The following is an 18,247-nucleotide window of genomic DNA, read 5'->3' on the forward strand; positions in this document are numbered from 1 at the left end:
GCACAGGCCAGAAGGCGCGGACCACCACGGAACGGCCCAGACCGCGTGGCGTTCACCAGCAACCTTCTCATCTCCCTTTGATCGGCAGATTTTCATGAAACTGCGCGTCCGCGCCGAACTCGTCTATCGTTTCGATCCGCCGACGGACGCCATCTACAAGATCCAGGTCGCCCACTGGCCGGGCCAGGACATTCTGGAAGAAACTCTGACCTTCGACCCGCCTGTCGATTTTCATGAAGACGAGGACGTCGACTTTGGCGCACGGACCCTGCGTTGCCACGTTGAGGGCGAGGTCAAGCTGACCTATGAGGCGGTGGTCGAGAACGGCGTGCTGAAGGGCCTGCCGCCCAGCGTGTCCCAGCATGACTGGGGCGAACTGCCTGCCGAGGTCCTGCCCTATCTCCAGCCCAGCCGCTATTGCCCGTCGGATCAGTTCGGCCGCTTCGTGACGCGCGAGTTTGGCGACACGGCGGGCGGCGCGCGCGTGCTGGCGATCCTGAACTGGATCACCGAGAACGTCGATTACGAACACGGCGTGTCGGACACCGAAACCACGGCTGCGCGCACCTTCATCGACCGGGCCGGCGTGTGCCGCGACTTCACCCACCTGGGCATGACGCTGTGTCGGGCGTCGGGCATTCCTGCGCGCGCGGTCAGCGCTTTCGCCCACCAACTCAGCCCGCCCGACTTTCACGCCATCTTCGAGGTCTGGCTCGACAACGGCTGGTGGCTGGTCGATCCGACGGGCCTGGCGCCGGTCGAGGGTCTGGTGCGGATCGCCTGCGGGCGCGATGCGGCGGACATCGCCTTCCTGACGACGCAGGAGCGCTGTCAGATGGTGCGCCAGTCGGTGACGGTGGCCGAGGCCTGACCGGCCGCTACTTCGGCTTCTGCGCCGCCTTATAGGCCTGAAGCTCGTCGATCACGTCCATCTGGCGCAGCACCTTGTTCTGCGGATCGATCAGGACATGGGCGCCGGCCGGAACCGCGATCTGGCCCCGCCCGCCGGTCATGGCCACGGTTTGAACGCGCCCGTCGATCTCGATCTCCAGCGGCATGGGGAAGATACCGCCGTCGCCCGTCGTCCACTCCAGCTTCAGCACATCGCCGTCGCGGGTCTGGGTCAGCATCGGCAGGGCGGCGTTGTAGAGATAGCCGCGGAAGAACCAGCCGTAGTCCCGACCCGTGACGTCGTTGATGATCGCGAGGAAGTCGCCAGTGGATCGGTACAACGGCGCGAAATTGCCCAGCTGGGGGTCGGGTCGGCCATAGACCAGACGGGTGACCGCCTGATGGAAGGCGGTGTCGCCGATCAGCATCCGCAGGGAGTGGCTGATCAGCGAGCCCTTGGAATAGATGTCATTGCCCGGCCCAACGTCGCCTTTGTAGACCTCGTCTTCGGTCTTGGGCGTGCCTGAAACGACGGGATATTTGTTGATCAGACCCTCGCGCTGGTTGGCCAGTTCGCGCTGCATATAGCGGTCGCCCAGCAGCCAGCGGGCATAGAGCGGCTGCATGTATGACCCCAACCCCTCGTGCAGCCACATGTCGTCGGCGTTCTGATTGGTCAGCTGGTTGCCGAACCATTCGTGGGCGAACTCGTGCTGCAACAGCCAGTCGTAGCCCCGCCCGTCGATCTTGTAGCCGTTGCCGTAGGCATTGATCGTCTGGTGCTCCATGCCCAGGTGCGGGGTCTCGACCACGCCCATCTTCTCGTCGCCGAAGGGGAAGGGGCCGACGGTGGCTTCGAAGAAGTCCAGCATCTTTGGGAACTGGGCGAACAGGGCCTGGACCTGTTCGGGGGTGTCCGATTTCAGATGCCAGTAGCGCATCGGGATCGTGTTGCCGAACCGGCTGGCGTAGTCGCCCGCGACCTCTTCGTATGGCCCCACGTTCAAGGCGATGGCGTAGGTGTTGGGCGATTTCGCCGACCAGTTCCAGGTGGTCCAGCCGTCGCCGTGATCGACCTTGCCCAGGAAGCGGCCATTGGACGGCGCCGACAGGGCCGACGGGACGGTGATGTGCAGATCGACCCGGCCCGGTTCGCCGTGCGGGCTGTCGATGCAGGGCCAGAAAATGTCGCAGCCCTCGCCCTGAACCGCCGTGGCGATCCATGGCTCGCCCGACGGCGCGGTGGACCAGACGAAGCCGCCGTCCCAAGGCGCACGGGGCGCCACGCGCGGCTGGCCGGCGTAGGCGACGCGCAGGGCTACCGACCGGCCCGTGGCCAACATGTGGGGCAGCTGCACTGTCAGCCGGCCTTCGGGGTTGGACCAGCGATCGACGGCGACCTCGACCCCGTCGATCTGGACCGAGGAGATGGTCAGCAGGGTGTCCAGTTCGACGACCAGAGCGGTCAGGGGCGCCTTGGCGGTGAAGTCCAGCACGGCGACCGCGTCGATGGCCTTGTCTTCGGGCAGGACCTTGATCGACAAATCGGCCTTGTCGAACTGCATCGCCTGCTGTTCCGGCGTCAGCGGCTGATCGGTGGCAAGAGTGAAGGCGGTCGATTCACGCGGCGTCGGCGCCGGCTGGGCGACGGTGGCGCAGGCCGACAGCGTCAGGGCGCTGGCTGCCGCCAAAAGCAAAATCTTGATGCGCATGAAGCCGTCCCTCTCTGAGGTGACAGGCTAGCGCGAGCGGGCAATGGCGCAAAGAAAAAGGCCGGTGCTTCCACCGGCCTCTTCCAGAACTCTATGTCGCGGTCGCCGATCAGGCGGCGGCTTGTTCGGCCAGCTTGGCGCGAATCTGGCGCTTGATGCGCTGAGCGGCGATCGACAGCTGCTCGTCGCGGGCCTTGACGATGAAGACGTCCAGGCCGCCCTTGTAGTCCAGGGTGCGCAGCGCGGCGTTCGAGATGCGCAGGCTGAACGTCTGGCCCAGGGCTTCCGACGTGACCTTGACCGTCTTCAGCGACGGCAGGAAGCGGCGCTTGGTCTTGATGTTCGAGTGGCTCACGTTGTGGCCGACCATGGGGCCGATACCGGTGAGTTCGCAACGACGCGACATCGTCAGATCCTTAAGGTGCGGCGTCCAGCCCGAGCGTGGGAGAGGACGCATGAAACAGTTGCGCGCGGGAACCAGCCCGCGCGAGAGGGGGCCGTATAAGGGAAGAGGCGGTTCGGCGTCAAGCCGAGTCTGGACGCATCGTCCCCACGCCTCGTTCAGCCGTCATTCAAATGCCGCCCTGTATGGCCCATATGATGACGACCTCAAAAGAGACCCAAGCAGAACAGAAGGCTTTCATGTCCCGTCCGTCCTTGATCGACCGCCTGCCCAAGCGCGCGCTCGCCGTCCTGGCCCCGGTGATGGCCGGCGGCTTCATGCTGGCCTCGCCCGCCATCGCTCCGGCCCAGACCGCAGCTCAGTCCGAAGTCCTGCCAGGCTATTGGGAATACACCACCAGCGCGGTGGGCCAGCGCGACACCGAGCAGAAGTGCGTGCGGCCCAGCGAGATCAACCGATTCTTCGGCGGCCTGTCGACCAACAAGTGGCGCTGCACCTATCCGACCCGCGTGGTCGGCAACGGCAATGCCCGCTTCGAGGGAACCTGCCAGGACCGCAAGGGCCGTCGCATCGCTGTCCGCCTGAATGGGACCTACACGGAAACCAGCTTCAGCTTCCGTGGCGGCGCCCAGATCGTGCGCGGCACCCCCTATATCCCCGCCAGCATAACCGCGCGCCGCATCAGCGCCCAGTGCCCGGCCAATGCCGAATACTTCTGACCCCGGCTCGGCGACGCATCAAAAAAGGCCCCGGATCGCTCCGGGGCCTTTTCTTTAGTCCGAGACTCGAAGCTTAGGCGGCTTCGGCGGTCGGGATCGGCTTTTTGGCGCTGAGCGACTTGGCGAGCAGCTCGACGGCGGCGTCCTTGTCGATCTTGTTGGCGGCGGCGACTTCGCGCGCCATGCGGTCAAGGGCCGATTCATAGAGCTGGCGCTCCGAATAGGACTGTTCCGGCTGGGTGTCGGCGCGGTGCAGGTCGCGAACCACTTCGGCGATGGAGATCAGGTCGCCCGAGTTGATCTTGGCTTCGTATTCCTGGGCGCGACGCGACCACATGGTGCGCTTGATGCGCGCGCGGCCCTTCAGTGTGGTCAGGGCCTTCGTCACGACGTCGTCGGCGGCCAGCGAACGCAGACCGGCCGTGACGGCCTTCTTGGTCGGGACGCGCAGGGTCATCTTCTCGTGGTCGAAGGTCACGACATAGACCTCCAGCGACATGCCCGCGACTTCCTGGGTCTCGATCGCCGCCACCTTGCCGACGCCGTGCGCCGGATAGACGACCGCGTCGCCAACCTTGAACTCCAGACCAGTCTTGCTCGTCATAATCGTCCTTTCCCGGTCAGGGCCGGGCGAAACGAAGGCGCAGGAAACGCAAACAGGATCTCATCCGCCGGAACGCTCCGTCGGAGGGGATGATGTTGGGCGTCAAAAGCGGAAACGGATCACCAAACCTCTGGCCGATCCCGTCTAGGGCGGGATTCTGTCGCAAACACGGGCGGCGCGAAGATTTCGCGGACCGCCCGATCCAATGAAACAGAACCTATCACAAATCTGCGGAATTTCAAAACGTCCACAGGGCGGACGTGCAAATACGGCAAGGCTTGAGCGCCGCCAGTCCTTGAATCAGGAACCCTTGCCCGGCTTGGGGCTGAAGTATTTCTCGTATTTGCCGGTTTCGCGCTCGTACTGCTCGCGGTCGGCGGGGGGCGTGCCCTTGACGGTGATGTTGGGCCAGACCTTGGCGTATTCGGCATTGACCTGAAGCCATTTGCCGTCCGGCTCGTCCTCGGTGTCCGGCACGATGGCGTCGACTGGGCATTCCGGTTCGCACACGCCGCAGTCGATGCATTCGTCAGGCGCGATCACCAGAAAGTTCTCGCCCTCGTAGAAGCAGTCCACCGGACACACCTCGACGCAGTCCATGAACTTACATTTCACGCAGGCGTCGGTGACGATGTAGGTCATTGGGCGAAAAACGGGTGTCGGTCTGTGGGCGGGAGGCCTGCGACATGGCGGCCACGCAACCAACTGTCAACAGCGCGGCTTAAGGCGAGAGCCATTCGCAGCGCCTTGACAGAACGGCGCCTAATCGCAACTGTATTGATTGCATATCCGCCCCATCGACAGGAAATCCCCATGCGCACCCCCTTTATGAAATACGCCGTCGCCGGCGCGGCCGCCCTCAGCCTGGTCGCAGGCGGCGCGGTCGTGGCTCAGGCCGCCCTGACCAAGAACCCTGCCGAAGTCACCGCCGGGACCTACGATCTGGAATCCAGCCACGGCAAGATCACCTGGTCGGTCAATCACTTCGGCCTGTCGACCTATACGGGCCAGTTCGTGAACGTGAAGGCGGTGCTGAAGCTGGACCCGGCCAACCCCTCGGCCTCGACCCTGACCGCGACCATCCCGCTGACCGACGTGGCGCCCAACGACGACCGTCTGAAGGCCCACCTGCAGACCGCCGACTTCTTCGACACCGCCCAATATCCGACTGCGACCTTCGTCTCGCGCTCGGTCACGGTCGACGCCGATGACACCAACGAGGCGACCGTGGTCGGCGATCTGACCCTGAAGGGCGTGACCAAGCCCGTCACCATCGAGGTCGAGTTCAACGGCGCCGGAACCGTCATGGGCGCATACAAGGCCGGCTTCGACGGCGAAGCGACCATCAAACGCTCGGACTTCGGCATCAACTACGCCCTGCCGGCCGTCTCCGACGAGGTGAAGCTGCACATCGAAGGCGAGTTCGTCATTCAGAAGTAGGGCCTGCCGCGCTGCGCGCGACTTGAGGCCGTTTAGACCGTAAGCGAGTACAGGGCGCGGGCCTCTTCGACAGGCCCGCGCCTTTCGCCCAGCCGTTCGACCTTCAGGCTGGTGACGCGTCCGTTCTGGGCGAAGGTCAACAGGTCGCCGACGTGAACGCACCGGCTGGGCTTGTCGAGCCGCGTCTCGCGCCCCTGATGCGTCAGCCGCACCGCCCCCCGCTCCACCAGACCGGCCGCCAGGCTACGCGTCTTCACGAACCGCGCGCGCCACAGCCAGATGTCGATGCGACAGGCGTTCTCGTTCAAGCCTTCGCCTTTCGACGCGGCCGACGACGCTTGGGTCGCGCAGGCGGCGCTTCGGTCAGGACGGCCAGCGCCGCGAAGGGCGAGTCCTTGACGATCATCGGCGCTGCGCCCGGCTTGTCGGGCAGGCGGGCGCGTTCCACCTTCAGGGCGGCGATGATCTGTTTCGCCTGATCGGCGCGCCAGCCCAGATCGGTCAGGGCCTCGTCGGACAGCCGACCGTGATTGGCGGCCCGCAACTCGGCCATCTTCTCCAGCGTCTCGACCGGCGCCAGCCAGCGTCCTGCCAATCGTAATCCGTGTGCGGACAACAGACGCGCCGAGGGCGGCTCCACCGGCGCGGGGATCAGATCGGGCGTCGCCGGGATCAGCGGCGCGGAGACGAAGGCCTGGGCGAAATGGCGGGCGCGCGGCTTTTGAAGGCCGGGCAGCCACACCGAATGCGCCCCGATGCGGATGGCGAAACTGCGCAGCGTGCGGCGCTCGACCTGACTGAGCGCGGCTAAATCGCGCTCGACCTCGCGCCGGTCGATCACGCCGCCGGCCTCGATCAGGCGAAAGGCGATGCCGCGCGGAAGGCCCTTCAATGTCCCCGACTCCACCGCCTGACGCAGCCGTCGCAGATCACGCAGCGCGCGGCCTGCTTCCGCCGCCAGCCACGCCTCTATCCGGCGCTGGGCGCGCTTGCGGGCGGGCGTCGGCCCCAGATCGCCAAGCAGGCGCACGGAGGGCGTAAAGGGATCGACCCCCTGCGGCGTCGCATTGATCTGCGCCGTCAGCACGCCGCGCCACAGCACCGCCCCGTCCGGCGTGACCGAGAAACCGTCGTCGGCCTCGGCCGCCAGACGCCCCAGCCGTCGATTGATCTCGGGCGTCACCGCACGCACGGCCGCCTGGCGCAGGGTGCGGTCTTCCAGGGCCGAAGAGCCCTTTTCCATCTGAAAGCGCACGCCTTCCAGTTGGCCGACGACCTGTCCCTCGACCGTGACCTCGCCGTCATCGGCGACGCCTGCAAACGTGTCTTCGCGCACGTTCAGCGCCCGCATCAAAGCGGTGGTGCGGCGATCCACGAACCGGGCGGTCAGCCGTTCGTGCAGCACGTCGGACAGCCGGTCTTCCAGCGCGCGGGTCTTGTCGCGCCAGCCTTGCGCGTCATGGACCCAGTCCGGCCGGTTGGCGATGTAGGACAGGGTGCGCACCGCCGACAGCCGCGCCGACAGCTGGTCGATCTGACCGTCGTCGCGATCCACGAAGGCGAAGCGCGGCGCCATCCAGTCGTCGGTCAGCCGGCCTCGCTTGCCGGTCAGGGCGTGGAAGACGTCCTTGGCCAGCCGGGCGTGTTCATCCAGCGTCGTCTTCTGGAAGTCGGGCAACTGGCACGCCTCCCACAAACGCATGACCGCCCCGCGCGAGCGCCCCACGCGCGCGATCTCTTCGTCCTTTATCAGACGACGCAGCAGGGTCTCGTCCAGCGCCTCCGCCGTCAGGCTCAGCCCCGAACGCTGCGGCGTCACCGTCAGCGAACGCAGCAGATCGGGCAGGGTGTCGAAATCCAGCCGGGCGTTCCGCCACTCCGCCGCCTCGATCGGATCGAACCGATGCTCGACCACCTGTTCGACCAGATCGGGATCCAGATCCTCGGCCTCGGCCGTGACGCCGAAGGTGCCGTCACGCAGATGTCGGCCCGCCCGCCCGGCGATCTGGCCGATCTCATGGGCGTAAAGCCAGCGGGTGCGCCGCCCGTCGAACTTTCTCAGGCCCGCGAAGGCGACATGGTCCACATCCATGTTCAGCCCCATGCCGATGGCGTCGGTGGCGACCAGGAAATCGACCTCGCCCGACTGATACAGGGCCACCTGGGCGTTGCGGGTGCGCGGGGACAGACTGCCCATCACCACGGCCGCGCCTCCGCGCTGACGCCGGATCAGTTCGGCGATGGCGTACACCCGATCGGTCGAGAAGGCGACGATGGCGCTGCGGCGGGGCAGGCGGGTCAGCTTCTTGGACCCCGCATAGGACAAGGTGGACAGCCGGTCGCGCGTCACGATCTCCACGTCCGGGACAAGGCGGCGGATCAGCGGCTCCATGGTGCCGGCGCCCAGGAACATCGTCTCGAACCGGCCGCGCGCGTGCAGTAGCCGCTGGGTGAAGACGTGGCCGCGTTCGGGGTCGGCGACCAGCTGGATTTCGTCGATGGCCAGAAACTCGACCGATCGCTCCAGCGGCATGGCCTCGACGGTGCAGACGAAATAGTGCGGGCGCGGCGGGACGATCTTTTCCTCGCCTGTGATCAGCGCGACGGCCGCCGCGCCGCGCTGTTTGACGATCCGCTCATAGATCTCGCGCGCCAGCAGGCGCAGCGGCAGGCCGATCATGCCCGAGGCGTGACCCAGCATCCGCTCGACCGCCAGATGGGTCTTGCCGGTGTTGGTGGGCCCCAGAACCGCAGTCACGCGGGGCGGGGCGAGGCCTGCGGACCGGTCGCTCATGTCTAGACTAAGGTGGCGACGAATCTCGTCCGGCTCAAGCGTCGCCGGCGCGCATTCCGATCCGGACCAGGGTGGACAGGTTCGCGGCCTGCATTTTCGTCATCACCTTGGCGCGAAAGATTTCCACCGTGCGCGGGCTGATCTCCAGCCTTTGCGCGATTTCCTTGTTGGAACAGCCGTCGATCAGGGCGTCGAAGACCTGCCGCTCGCGCGGGGTCAGGGTGTCCAGTCGGGCCTTGGCGTCCTCGCGCGCGATTCGCTCGGCCTCCAGACTGGTCAGGGAGGCCAGACAGCTGGAAACCGCGTCCAGCATTCGCTGCGGATCGAAAGGCTTTTCGACGAAATCCACGACGCCTGCCTTCATCAACTGAACCGCCAGCGTCACCTCCCCATGACCCGTGATGACGATCACCGGCCAGGTGTCGCCGCGCAGGCTTTTGAGACGCCCGACCAGCTCAGAACCCTGAAGCCCCGGCATCCGCACATCGGTGATGACGCAGGCGCTGCGGTCTTCGGGCAGATTGGTCAGGAAGTCGTCGGCGCTGACGAAACTGCGCGCCCGATACCCGGCCCCGCGCAGCATCAGCACCAGGGCGTCGCGCATGGCGGGGTCGTCATCGATGATGAAAACGGAGTGCGGGCGCATCAGATTTCGGACTCCGTTGGACGCGGCAGACGAAACGAAAAGGTCGCTCCACCCTGAGAATTCCGGCTGACGACCAAGGTCGCGCCATGGCTCTCGACGATTGAACGCGTGACCGACAGCCCTAGACCCATGCCGCCGGCTTTGGTCGTCGCCATCGGGTGAAAGATGCTGTCGATTCTGTCTTCGGGGATGCCGTCGCCATTGTCGCACACCGCGATTTCATAGCCGTCCGCGCCCAGCGTCCGGCCGGTCACCGTCACGCGTGCGCCCTCGCGTCCGATGACGGCGTCCACGGCGTTGCGCACCAGATTGGCCAGCGCCTGCTGAATCTGGATGCGGTCGGCCAGAACCTGATCGTCGTCTTCTTCCACATCCAGAGCGATCGTCGTGTCGGTGTCCTGTCCCGTCAGGGCGAAGACCGGCGCCAGGTCGAGGACGATCAGCGAGGCGCGCTCTTCGGTGAAGGACCGCGAACCTGTCGCGACCTGTTCGCGCATGCGCCGGATGATGTCGCCCGCGCGCAGCAACTGGGTCTTGGCCAGATCGATGGTCTTGGCCGGCCCTTCCGCGACGGTCCCCAGCCGGGTCAGTTCGGCCTGGCCGGCATGCAAATAGACGGTGGCGGCGGTCAGCGGCTGGTTCAGTTCGTGGGCCAGGGTTGCGGCCATTTCGCCCATCGAGTTCAAACGCCAGACGCTGCTGAGCTTGTCGTTCAGGTCGCGCTCGCCCTTGCGGATCGTCTCGGCCTGGCTTTGATCGCCCAGCGTCAGAACGATGTGTTCGGGAGCGATGTCATCGGGCAGGACGTTGGCGTGAAGCGTCAGCGGCGGCCCGGGCGTGTCTAAAGTCCCGCTCGTCCAGGGGCCGGAGGATGGGCTCAGCACCTCGCCGCCTTGGCGAGACTTCGCCAGGGCCGCGTCGTCGAAGCCGGGCAGCAACGATCCGAAAGGCTGCGCCATCGCCGCCTCTCGATCCACACGCAGCAGATCGGCGGCGGCCGGGGTCACGCGGCGCGTGCGTCCTTCACGGTCCAGGGTCACGATCGGCGTCGTGGCCACGATGGTGTCGAGCAGCATCTCGCGCAGCGCCAGATCGCGCGTCAGGGCGCGGGCCTGTTCCAAGGCGTCGATCAGCCGACGACAGACCTCCGCGATGACCCAGGCGATGACCGCAAAAAGCGCGGCGTTGGTCGCCGCATCCAGCACGCTTTCGCGATGCACCAGCCACAGATTGGCCCCGATGGCCAACAGGATCGCCAGCACGACCGCCCCCCTTTGCGCCAGCAGAGCCGTAACAATCACCGCCGGGACCAGCGGCAGATAGTAGAAGTTTCCAAACGGTTCGAGCACGCTGCGAACCAGCGTCGCCACAAGAACAGCCAGACACGCGATCAAGGCCCCGCTCCACCATGTCCTGGACCTGAAGATCATGTCTTCGTGCTATTCCTGGGCCGCTGGGTATATTTCACCGGAGTATGAATTGGGATGCGGAAACTCGCGAGACCTTAGGCTGGCGGGCGTCGCCGCTTTTTTGACAACTTTTGTATAGGCGCATTTTGACTACGTGAACATACGTATTCGCTCAAAATCGGTTTGGAGTGACTCGCACCCCCGCCGATGACGCAGCTCGGACGCTGGGCGACACACCTTATGGGTTACGCAATCCTACATACGGTCCGGTTCAGATTTAATATTAATCATCGCCTCATCCTTGGGCTTCAGAATGCAGAAGCTTCAGGGATCACCATGTTTCGTTCGTCAGCCTTCTTTGTTGTCGCGGCAGTAGGCCTCGCACCACCGATCAACGCCCAGGCCCAATCGTTCGGCCTCGATGTCGGTGTCGCCAGCCAGTATGTCGGCAAAGGGCTGGGCAAGAGCAATCAGGACGTTGCGCCTTTCGCCAAGGCGGAAGCCAGCTTCGGAGAAGGCTACGCCAGCGTCTTCGTCTCTGACGCCGCCGGATCTCAAGGCTACGACCTGGAAATCGTCAGCATGGTCGGTTGGCGACCCAAGGCGGGCGGTTTCACCTTCGATCTGGGGGTCATGAACCGCGACCTGCCAGGGTCGCGCGCCGGCGTCGACAAAAACTACTGGGAATATCAGGCGGACGCTTCACGCAAGCTGGGCCCCGTGGCGACGCGCCTGCGCGTCAACTATTCGCCCGACGGCTTCGCGGCGACGAAAGAGGCCTGGTGGCTGGAGCTTCAAGGCACGGTCTCCGTCGCCGCCAAGACAAAGATTTCGGCCGCCGTCGCCAACCGCATGGCCGACGGCGGTGTCGACTACAACGCCTGGAACGTCGGCGCCAAACAGAAGCTGACCGACGCCTTGGCCGTCGATCTGCGCTGGTACGACACCGACCGCCACAGCGCAGGCGAGCCCTATGAGGGTCGCCTCGTCGCCGCCGCCACCTATTCGTTCTGAGTTACCGATCCACCGGGGGATGCTGAGTTGAAGTTGATTGAAAATATGCCCGTCGGCCGCAAGCTGTTCGCGGCCTTTGGTCTCGTTTTGGCGGCGATCGCCGTCATGGGCGTCGTCGTCGTCACGAGCCTGCTCCAGCTGGAGAAGGCCGGCGAAGTGCGCACGGTGGAAAACCAGGTCAATCGCACCACGGCGACGGCCGAGTTCTACATGGCGCGCCAGGAGAACGCCTTCCGCGGCTACCTTCTGTCTCAGGATCCCTACTATATCGAACGCGTCGATGCGCACCGCGCCAAGTTCCTGGCGGCCATGGACGAGCTGCGCGGCGAACTGCCCGCCGACCGCGCCGCCTTGGTTGACACGGCGGTGGAAAGCAATGCGACTTGGTACAAGAATGTCGTGGAAGCCGGTTCTGCGATGGTCCGCGACGGTCGCGCGGCCCAGGCCGTTCAGATGGTCGGCCGCAACGGAACGGCCGACAACTACGTCGCGCCGGTCGAAGACACGATCGACCAGATCAAGAGCGCCAATGATGTGGCGCGCAAGGCCTCGACCGAGGCTCAGGCCGCCGCCAGCCGCACCGCGCTGATCGCCACGATCGTGGGCCTGATATCGGCCCTGTTGATCGCCCTCATCGCGGGCTTCGTCGCGACGCGCTCCATCGTGCGCCCGATCTTCACGATGATCGGCTATATGCAAAAGCTGATGGCCGGCGACACCGACATCAAGGTCGCCAGCGCCGAGCGCAAGGATGAGTTCGGCAAGATGGGTCAGGCCATCGTGGCCTTCCGCGACGCCGCGATCGAAAAGGTCCGCGTCGAACAGGACGCCTTGGCGCAGCGCTCGATGTCCGAGCAGGAACGCGCCGAACGCGAGGCCGACAAGGCGCGCGAAGCCGCCGAGGACGCTCAGGCCATCGGCGCTCTTGGCGAAGGTCTTTCGGCCATGGCGAACGGAGATTTGACCTACCGGATCGACATCGAGTTCAGCGCCAAGGCCGCGCAGCTGAAGACGGATTTCAACGCCGCGATCTCCCAACTGCAGCAGGCCGTCTCGGTCGTGGTCAACAACGTCTCGGGCATTCGTTCGGGCGCCGGCGAAATCTCGCAGGCCGCCGACGACCTGTCGCGCCGCACCGAACAGCAGGCCGCCTCGCTGGAGGAAACCGCCGCCGCCCTGGATGAAATTACCGCCACGGTGAACAAGACCGCCTCGGGCGCCCGCCAAGCCTCGGACGTCGTCCAGGCCGCGCGCGGCGACGCCGAGAAGAGCGGCGTGATCGTTCGCGACGCCGTCCAGGCCATGACCGTCATCGAAAGCTCGTCCACTCAGATCAATCAGATCATCGGCGTCATCGACGAGATCGCCTTCCAGACCAACCTTCTGGCCCTGAACGCCGGCGTTGAGGCCGCGCGTGCCGGCGAGGCCGGTCGCGGCTTTGCGGTGGTCGCCTCCGAAGTTCGCGCCCTGGCCCAGCGTTCGGCCGAAGCCGCCAAGGAGATCAAGACCCTGATCTCGGCCTCGACGGGTCAGGTCGGCTCGGGCGTCAAACTGGTCGGCGAGACCGGCGAGGCCCTGCAACGCATCGTGGACCGGGTCGCCGAGATCGACAGCCTGGTCACCGAAATCGCGGCCTCGGCCCAGGAACAGGCCGTCGGTCTGGCCCAGGTCAACACCGCCGTGAACCAGATGGACCAGGTCACCCAGCAGAACGCGGCCATGGTCGAGCAGTCCACCGCCGCCAGCCATTCGCTGGCCCAGGAGGCGGAGAGCCTGCAAGCCTCGGTGGCCCAGTTCCGCGTCGGGTCTTCGCCGTCGCGCGCCGCTGCGCCCGCGCCGGTTCGCACGCCTGCGCCCGTCGCCAAGCCCGCTCCTCGCTCCAGCCACATGGTCGCCGCGCTGAAAACCATCGGCCGCGGCGGCGCCGCGCCCAAGCCTCAAGCCGCCGCCGTCGAAGACGGTTGGGAGGAGTTCTGATGACCGAAACCCTGATCCTGTCCGACGTGCTGGACCTGAATGCGGCCGAGCCCTTGAAGGCCGAACTGCTGGCCCTGCGCGGTCATCCGGTGGTCCTGGACGCCTCTGCGGTGCAGCGCCTGGGTGGCCTTTGCCTGCAGATCCTGCTGTCGGCGCGAAAGACGTGGGCGGCCGACGGCGTCAACCTAAGTTTAGGGTCTGTGTCCCAATATTGGACGGAACAATGGGCGGCCTATGGCGCGCCGGACTTCAACACCGAGGGGGCGTTGGCATGACCAAGACCGTTCTGACGATCGACGATTCACGCACCATGCGCGACATGCTGCTGATGGCGCTGGAAGACGCGGGCTATACCGTGATCCAGGCAGTGGACGGCGTGGACGGTCTGGAGACCTTGGCGTCCAAGGGCGCCGACGTCATCATCACCGACATCAACATGCCGCGCATGGATGGCTTCGGCGTCATTGAGGGCGTGCGCGCCGATCCGAACCACCGCACGACCCCGGTGCTGGTGCTGACGACCGAGAGCGACATCGAGAAGAAGGCCCGCGCCCGCGCCGCCGGCGCCACCGGCTGGATCGTCAAGCCGTTCGACCCCGCAAAGCTGGTGGACGCCGTCCGCCGCGTCGCCGCCTGATCGCCTGAAGCCCGCCGGACCTCGACCTAATGGACGCCTTCGAAGCCATCAAAGCCACCTTCTTCCAGGAATGCGACGAACTGCTCGCGGACCTGGAAGCCAAGCTGATGCTGCTTGAACAGGGTCAGACCGACCTGGAGACGATCAACGCCGTCTTCCGCGCCGTCCATTCGGTCAAGGGCGGGGCAGGGGCCTTCGGCCTGGAGGCCCTGGTCCGGTTCGCCCACGTCTTCGAGACCCTGATGGACGAACTGCGTGCGGGCCGTAAGCCGTGCGACGCGATCACCATCAAGACCCTACTGCGCGCCTCCGATGTGCTGGCCGACCACATCCAGGCCGCGCAAGGGTTGATCCCGCCGGTGGACGAGGCGCGGTCCGCCGCCCTGGTCGCCGAAATGCAGGTCCTGACCCATGGCGGCGACGCGCCGGTCGAAGTCGAGGAAGACGAAGACGATTTCGGCTTCACCCCCATGGCCTTCGACATGGCGCTGGACGAGCCTGCGCCCCTGCCCATCGCCGATCTGGGCGCCGACCTGGGCGCCCACGCGCCGTCGGTCGGCTGGCGCATCGTGTTCAAGCCGATGGGCCGGATGTACGTCAACGCCAACGAGACCAGCCTGCTGCTGCGCGAACTGGGCCGCCTCGGCCCGGTCACGGTCGTTGTGGACGACAGCGAAACGCCGACGCTGGACGCGCTGTCGATCGAGGACGGCTGCCTGACCTGGACCGTCAATCTGGCCGCCGCCGTCGATGAGGCGGCCGTGCGCGAGGTCTTCGACTTCGTCGAAAGCGACTGCGACCTGACCATCACGCCCCTTAACGCCGGCGGCGCAACCGAGATCGGCGCGTTCGACGACGAACCGGCCGCCGTCCTGCCCGCCAGCGACGATCTGGATATCGCCGCCCTGTTGGCCAAGGCTTCCGGCGCCGCCGAGCCGGCGGCCGAAGTTGTGCCCTTCGCCGCCTTGGAGCCCGAGCCCGCCCCGGTGCCGATCATCGCTACGCCCGTCGTTGAGCCCGTCGCCGCACCCGTGGCGGCGACCCCCGCGCCGGCTTCGGCCCCTGTCGCGCCCGCGCCGGTGACGATCCGTGTCGATCTTGATCGGGTGGATCGCCTGATCAACGTCGTCGGCGAACTGGTCATCCAGCAGGCGATGCTGTCGCAGCGCGTCCTCGAAAGCGGTCTGGCCCGCTCCTCGGGCATCGCGCTCGGCCTCGAAGACCTGGAACTGCTGACCCGCGAGATCCAGGACAGCGTCATGGCCATCCGCGCCCAGCCGGTGAAGTCGGTGTTCCAGCGCATGCCGCGCCTGGTCCGCGAAGTCGCCGACATGGTGTCCAAACAGGTCCGTCTGGTCACGGCCGGCGAGGATACCGAGGTCGACAAGACCGTGGTCGAACGCTTGGCCGAACCCATCACGCACATGCTGCGGAACGCCATCGACCACGGGCTGGAAACGCCCGAGGAGCGTGTCGCCGCCGGCAAGCCGGCCGAGGGTACGGTGCGCCTTGCCGCCCTTCACCGCTCGGGCCGGATCGTCATCGAAATCTCCGACGACGGCCGCGGCATCAACCGCGAACGGGTCAAGAAGATCGCCGTCGACAAGGGTCTGATCGCCGCCGACGCGCCCCTGACCGACGAACAGATCGACAATCTGATCTTCGCGCCGGGCTTCTCCACCGCCGCCGTCGTGTCCGACATTTCGGGCCGGGGCGTGGGCATGGACGTGGTTAAACGCTCGATCCAGGCCTTGGGCGGACGCATCTCCATCAGCTCGGTTCCGGGCAAGGGCTCGACCTTCACCCTCAGCCTGCCGCTGACGCTGGCGGTGCTGGACGGCATGGTTGTTGCCGCCGCCGAACAGACGCTGATCGCGCCGCTGCCGGCCATCGTCGAGAGCCTGACTCCGCAGGCCGTCGATCTGCATTTCGTCGGCGGCGTTGATCCTGTCATCCGCTTCCGCGATCGCTTCCTGCCGCTGATCGACGTGGCCCTGATCATGGGCTTCCGCGAACAGCCGATGAACCCGACCGAAGGCGTCGCCGTGGTCGTCGAAACCGAAGGCGGCCAGCAGGCGGCCCTGCTGTTCGACGCCATCCAGGGCCAGCGCCAGGTGGTCATCAAGAGCCTCGAGACCAACTACCAGCAGGTCGAGGGCGTCGCCGCCGCCACCATCCTGGGCGACGGGCGCGTGGCCCTGATCCTGGATGTCGATGTGCTGGTCACTGACATGCGCCGCAAATCCGTCCGTCCCGACTTCAAGCTCGCGAGCTGAACCATGACCGAAGCCAAAGATCTCCAGCGTGAACTGATCGCCTTCCGCATCGGCAGTCAGGAATTCTGCGTCGACATCATGTCGGTGCGCGAAATCCGCGGCTGGACGCCGGCGACGCCTCTGCCCCGCTCGCCCGGCTACATGAAGGGCGTCATCAACCTGCGCGGCACGGTCCTGCCGATCATCGACCTGGGCGCGCGCTTCGGCCTGACGACCTCGGAACCGACGGCGCGCCACGTCATCATGGTCGCCCATATCGGCGGCCGCATGGTCGGCCTGCTGGTCGACGCCGTGTCCGACATCCTGCAGATGAGCGAGGCCTCGGTCCAGCCGACGCCCGACGTCGCCAGCGATCAGGTCAAGACCTTCGTCAAGGGCATCTTCTCGATCGACGGCCGCATGATCAGCCTGATCGAACTGGATTACATCCTGCCGCAAGTCGAGGCCGAAGCCGCATGACCGCCGCCGCCGGCCGGGGATCCATCGTCGAGGGCGAGTTCGTCTTCACCGCCGAGGATTTCCGCCACATCGCCCAGATGCTGCACGCCCACGCGGGCATCGCCCTGAACGAGGGCAAGGCCGCGCTGGTGTATTCGCGCCTGGCCAAGCGTTTGCGCACCCTGGGTCTGACCAGCTTCCGCGACTACTGCGCCCTGGTCGAGGGCGTGGACGGCGTGGACGAGCGTCAGAAGATGACGGCGGCCCTGACCACCAACGTCACCCGCTTCTATCGCGAGCCGCACCATTTCGACGACCTGCGCGACCGGGTCATGCCCGAACTGGCGGCGCGCGCCCGCGCCGGCGGCCGGGTCCGTCTGTGGTCGGCGGCCTGCTCGAACGGGCAGGAGCCCTATTCGATGGCCCTGACCGTGCTCCAGGCTCTGCCCGAGGCGGCCGAGCTGGATGTGCGTATCCTGGCCACCGACATCGATCCCAACATGGTCGTCCAGGGCCATGACGGCGTCTATTCCGAAGAGGCGCTGGAGCCCGCGCCCGTCACCCTGTGGCGCAAATATTTCGACCGCGCCGATCGCGGCCAGTGGGTTGCGGGCCAGCAGCTGAAGCGTCTGGTCAGCTTCAAGGAGCTGAACCTGATCGGCGACTGGCCGATGAAGGGCAAGTTCGACGTCATCTTCTGCCGTAACGTCGTCATCTACTTCGACGACGCGACCCAGGAGCGGGTGTGGAAGCGGTTCACCCCGCTGATGAACCCCGGCGCGACCCTCTACATAGGTCACTCAGAACGAGTCTCCGGCCCAGCGACCAGCCAGCTCCAGACCGCCGGCCTGACCACCTATCGCCTGGGGGGCGCATGAGCCCCGTCCGCGTCCTCGTCGTCGACGACAGCCTGACCATGCGCGGGCTGATCTCGGCCGCCCTGAAGTCGGACCCTGAGATCGAGGTCGTCGGCACCGCCGCCGATCCCATCGAGGCGCGCGCCGCGATCAAGGCCCTGAACCCCGACGTTCTCACCCTGGATGTCGAGATGCCCAATATGAACGGGCTGGAGTTCCTGGAAAAGATCATGCGGCTGCGGCCCATGCCGGTGGTCATGGTCTCGACCCTGACGGCGGCGGGCACGGACGTGACCCTGGCCGCGCTGGAAATCGGCGCCGTGGACGCGGTGGCCAAGCCGGCGGTCGCCAGCGTCGACGCCTTCCACGACCTGATCGGCAAGGTGAAGACCGCCGCCCGGTCGCGCGTCCGCGCCCGCGGCGACACGCC

19 protein-coding genes are annotated in these 18,247 nt (G+C 66.1%); 11 read left to right on the forward strand and 8 right to left on the reverse strand.

Going from position 1 to position 18,247, the window contains the following annotated elements:
- Positions 1-94: 94 nt before the first annotated feature.
- Positions 95-871 carry a transglutaminase-like domain-containing protein gene (locus B3T77_RS01270; protein WP_066628713.1) on the forward strand — a complete coding sequence of 259 codons (777 nt, stop codon included), beginning with the start codon at positions 95-97 and terminating at the stop codon, positions 869-871.
- 7 nt (positions 872-878) lie between these two features.
- Here the strand turns inward: B3T77_RS01270 and B3T77_RS01275 are convergent, their stop codons facing one another.
- On the reverse strand, positions 879-2,603 hold the full coding sequence (locus tag B3T77_RS01275; protein ID WP_292076370.1) for a M1 family metallopeptidase: 1,725 nt from the start codon (positions 2,601-2,603) through the stop codon (positions 879-881).
- A 109-nt stretch (positions 2,604-2,712) separates the two neighbouring features.
- On the reverse strand, positions 2,713-3,009 hold the full coding sequence (rpmB, locus tag B3T77_RS01280; protein WP_026108540.1) for a 50S ribosomal protein L28: 297 nt from the start codon (positions 3,007-3,009) through the stop codon (positions 2,713-2,715).
- A 236-nt stretch (positions 3,010-3,245) separates the two neighbouring features.
- Between rpmB and B3T77_RS01285 the strand changes: the two genes are divergently transcribed.
- Positions 3,246-3,725: a DUF3617 domain-containing protein gene (locus B3T77_RS01285; RefSeq protein ID WP_038294089.1), complete on the forward strand. Its 480-nt coding sequence runs from the start codon at positions 3,246-3,248 to the stop codon at positions 3,723-3,725.
- Between the two features lie 73 nt (positions 3,726-3,798).
- Here B3T77_RS01285 and B3T77_RS01290 read toward each other — a convergent pair whose 3' ends face one another.
- Complete coding sequence (locus B3T77_RS01290) at positions 3,799-4,329, reverse strand: CarD family transcriptional regulator (RefSeq protein ID WP_055753908.1); 531 nt, start codon at positions 4,327-4,329, stop codon at positions 3,799-3,801.
- A 300-nt stretch (positions 4,330-4,629) separates the two neighbouring features.
- Positions 4,630-4,971: a ferredoxin FdxA gene (gene fdxA, locus B3T77_RS01295; RefSeq protein WP_017505910.1), complete on the reverse strand. Its 342-nt coding sequence runs from the start codon at positions 4,969-4,971 to the stop codon at positions 4,630-4,632.
- Between the two features lie 171 nt (positions 4,972-5,142).
- Here fdxA and B3T77_RS01300 point away from each other — a divergent pair, with 171 nt between their 5' ends.
- A complete protein-coding gene (locus B3T77_RS01300) occupies positions 5,143-5,769 on the forward strand; it encodes a YceI family protein (protein WP_292076375.1) in 627 nt (208 codons plus the stop codon).
- 32 nt (positions 5,770-5,801) lie between these two features.
- Here B3T77_RS01300 and B3T77_RS01305 read toward each other — a convergent pair whose 3' ends face one another.
- From B3T77_RS01305 to B3T77_RS01320, 4 genes are read right to left on the reverse strand one after another with little or no spacing between them, the layout of a single operon-like run.
- Positions 5,802-6,077 (reverse strand): RNA-binding S4 domain-containing protein, encoded by a 276-nt coding sequence (locus tag B3T77_RS01305; protein WP_066554288.1) that lies wholly within the window; start codon positions 6,075-6,077, stop codon positions 5,802-5,804.
- Positions 6,074-8,563 carry a helicase-related protein gene (locus B3T77_RS01310; protein WP_292076387.1) on the reverse strand — a complete coding sequence of 830 codons (2,490 nt, stop codon included), beginning with the start codon at positions 8,561-8,563 and terminating at the stop codon, positions 6,074-6,076. The genes B3T77_RS01305 and B3T77_RS01310 overlap by 4 nt, the downstream gene beginning before the upstream one ends.
- 34 nt (positions 8,564-8,597) lie before the next feature.
- Entirely contained in the window at positions 8,598-9,209 is a 612-nt protein-coding gene (locus tag B3T77_RS01315) for a response regulator transcription factor (protein ID WP_292076390.1), read from the reverse strand.
- Positions 9,209-10,603, reverse strand: a complete 1,395-nt coding sequence (locus B3T77_RS01320) for a sensor histidine kinase (RefSeq protein WP_292076393.1) — start codon at positions 10,601-10,603, stop codon at positions 9,209-9,211. Before B3T77_RS01320 ends, B3T77_RS01315 begins: the two co-directional genes overlap by 1 nt.
- 351 nt (positions 10,604-10,954) lie before the next feature.
- Between B3T77_RS01320 and B3T77_RS01325 the strand changes: the two genes are divergently transcribed.
- The 8 genes from B3T77_RS01325 to B3T77_RS01360 form a co-directional block, all read left to right on the forward strand.
- Positions 10,955-11,632 (forward strand): TorF family putative porin, encoded by a 678-nt coding sequence (locus B3T77_RS01325; RefSeq protein WP_292076396.1) that lies wholly within the window; start codon positions 10,955-10,957, stop codon positions 11,630-11,632.
- A gap of 45 nt (positions 11,633-11,677) precedes the next feature.
- Positions 11,678-13,609 (forward strand): methyl-accepting chemotaxis protein, encoded by a 1,932-nt coding sequence (locus B3T77_RS01330; protein WP_292076410.1) that lies wholly within the window; start codon positions 11,678-11,680, stop codon positions 13,607-13,609.
- Positions 13,609-13,884 (forward strand): STAS domain-containing protein, encoded by a 276-nt coding sequence (locus tag B3T77_RS01335; protein WP_039246221.1) that lies wholly within the window; start codon positions 13,609-13,611, stop codon positions 13,882-13,884. The genes B3T77_RS01330 and B3T77_RS01335 overlap by 1 nt, the downstream gene beginning before the upstream one ends.
- Positions 13,881-14,246: a response regulator gene (locus tag B3T77_RS01340; protein ID WP_292076403.1), complete on the forward strand. Its 366-nt coding sequence runs from the start codon at positions 13,881-13,883 to the stop codon at positions 14,244-14,246. Before B3T77_RS01335 ends, B3T77_RS01340 begins: the two co-directional genes overlap by 4 nt.
- A gap of 29 nt (positions 14,247-14,275) precedes the next feature.
- Entirely contained in the window at positions 14,276-16,522 is a 2,247-nt protein-coding gene (locus B3T77_RS01345) for a chemotaxis protein CheA (RefSeq protein ID WP_292076405.1), read from the forward strand.
- A 3-nt stretch (positions 16,523-16,525) separates the two neighbouring features.
- The gene (locus tag B3T77_RS01350; protein ID WP_039246217.1) at positions 16,526-16,981 is read left to right on the forward strand and encodes a chemotaxis protein CheW; all 456 of its coding nucleotides are present in this window, start codon (positions 16,526-16,528) and stop codon (positions 16,979-16,981) included.
- Positions 16,978-17,838, forward strand: a complete 861-nt coding sequence (locus B3T77_RS01355; protein WP_292076407.1) for a CheR family methyltransferase — start codon at positions 16,978-16,980, stop codon at positions 17,836-17,838. The genes B3T77_RS01350 and B3T77_RS01355 overlap by 4 nt, the downstream gene beginning before the upstream one ends.
- On the forward strand, positions 17,835-18,247 hold a 413-nt coding region (locus B3T77_RS01360; RefSeq protein ID WP_292076408.1), incomplete at its 3' end, for a response regulator. The genes B3T77_RS01355 and B3T77_RS01360, both read left to right, overlap by 4 nt.

The organism is Brevundimonas sp. UBA7838 (genome assembly GCF_002500885.1).
Taxonomy (GTDB): Bacteria; Pseudomonadota; Alphaproteobacteria; order Caulobacterales; family Caulobacteraceae; genus Brevundimonas; species Brevundimonas vesicularis_C.

Coding starts and splice junctions, on each gene's coding strand:
- B3T77_RS01270 (WP_066628713.1), top strand. CDS start 95: ATGAAACTGCGCGTCCGCGCCGAACTCGTCTATCGTTTCGATCCGCCG.
- B3T77_RS01275 (WP_292076370.1), bottom strand. CDS start 2,603: ATGCGCATCAAGATTTTGCTTTTGGCGGCAGCCAGCGCCCTGACGCTG.
- rpmB (WP_026108540.1), bottom strand. CDS start 3,009: ATGTCGCGTCGTTGCGAACTCACCGGTATCGGCCCCATGGTCGGCCAC.
- B3T77_RS01285 (WP_038294089.1), top strand. CDS start 3,246: ATGTCCCGTCCGTCCTTGATCGACCGCCTGCCCAAGCGCGCGCTCGCC.
- B3T77_RS01290 (WP_055753908.1), bottom strand. CDS start 4,329: ATGACGAGCAAGACTGGTCTGGAGTTCAAGGTTGGCGACGCGGTCGTC.
- fdxA (WP_017505910.1), bottom strand. CDS start 4,971: ATGACCTACATCGTCACCGACGCCTGCGTGAAATGTAAGTTCATGGAC.
- B3T77_RS01300 (WP_292076375.1), top strand. CDS start 5,143: ATGCGCACCCCCTTTATGAAATACGCCGTCGCCGGCGCGGCCGCCCTC.
- B3T77_RS01310 (WP_292076387.1), bottom strand. CDS start 8,563: ATGAGCGACCGGTCCGCAGGCCTCGCCCCGCCCCGCGTGACTGCGGTT.
- B3T77_RS01315 (WP_292076390.1), bottom strand. CDS start 9,209: ATGCGCCCGCACTCCGTTTTCATCATCGATGACGACCCCGCCATGCGC.
- B3T77_RS01325 (WP_292076396.1), top strand. CDS start 10,955: ATGTTTCGTTCGTCAGCCTTCTTTGTTGTCGCGGCAGTAGGCCTCGCA.
- B3T77_RS01330 (WP_292076410.1), top strand. CDS start 11,678: ATGCCCGTCGGCCGCAAGCTGTTCGCGGCCTTTGGTCTCGTTTTGGCG.
- B3T77_RS01335 (WP_039246221.1), top strand. CDS start 13,609: ATGACCGAAACCCTGATCCTGTCCGACGTGCTGGACCTGAATGCGGCC.
- B3T77_RS01340 (WP_292076403.1), top strand. CDS start 13,881: ATGACCAAGACCGTTCTGACGATCGACGATTCACGCACCATGCGCGAC.
- B3T77_RS01345 (WP_292076405.1), top strand. CDS start 14,276: ATGGACGCCTTCGAAGCCATCAAAGCCACCTTCTTCCAGGAATGCGAC.
- B3T77_RS01350 (WP_039246217.1), top strand. CDS start 16,526: ATGACCGAAGCCAAAGATCTCCAGCGTGAACTGATCGCCTTCCGCATC.
- B3T77_RS01355 (WP_292076407.1), top strand. CDS start 16,978: ATGACCGCCGCCGCCGGCCGGGGATCCATCGTCGAGGGCGAGTTCGTC.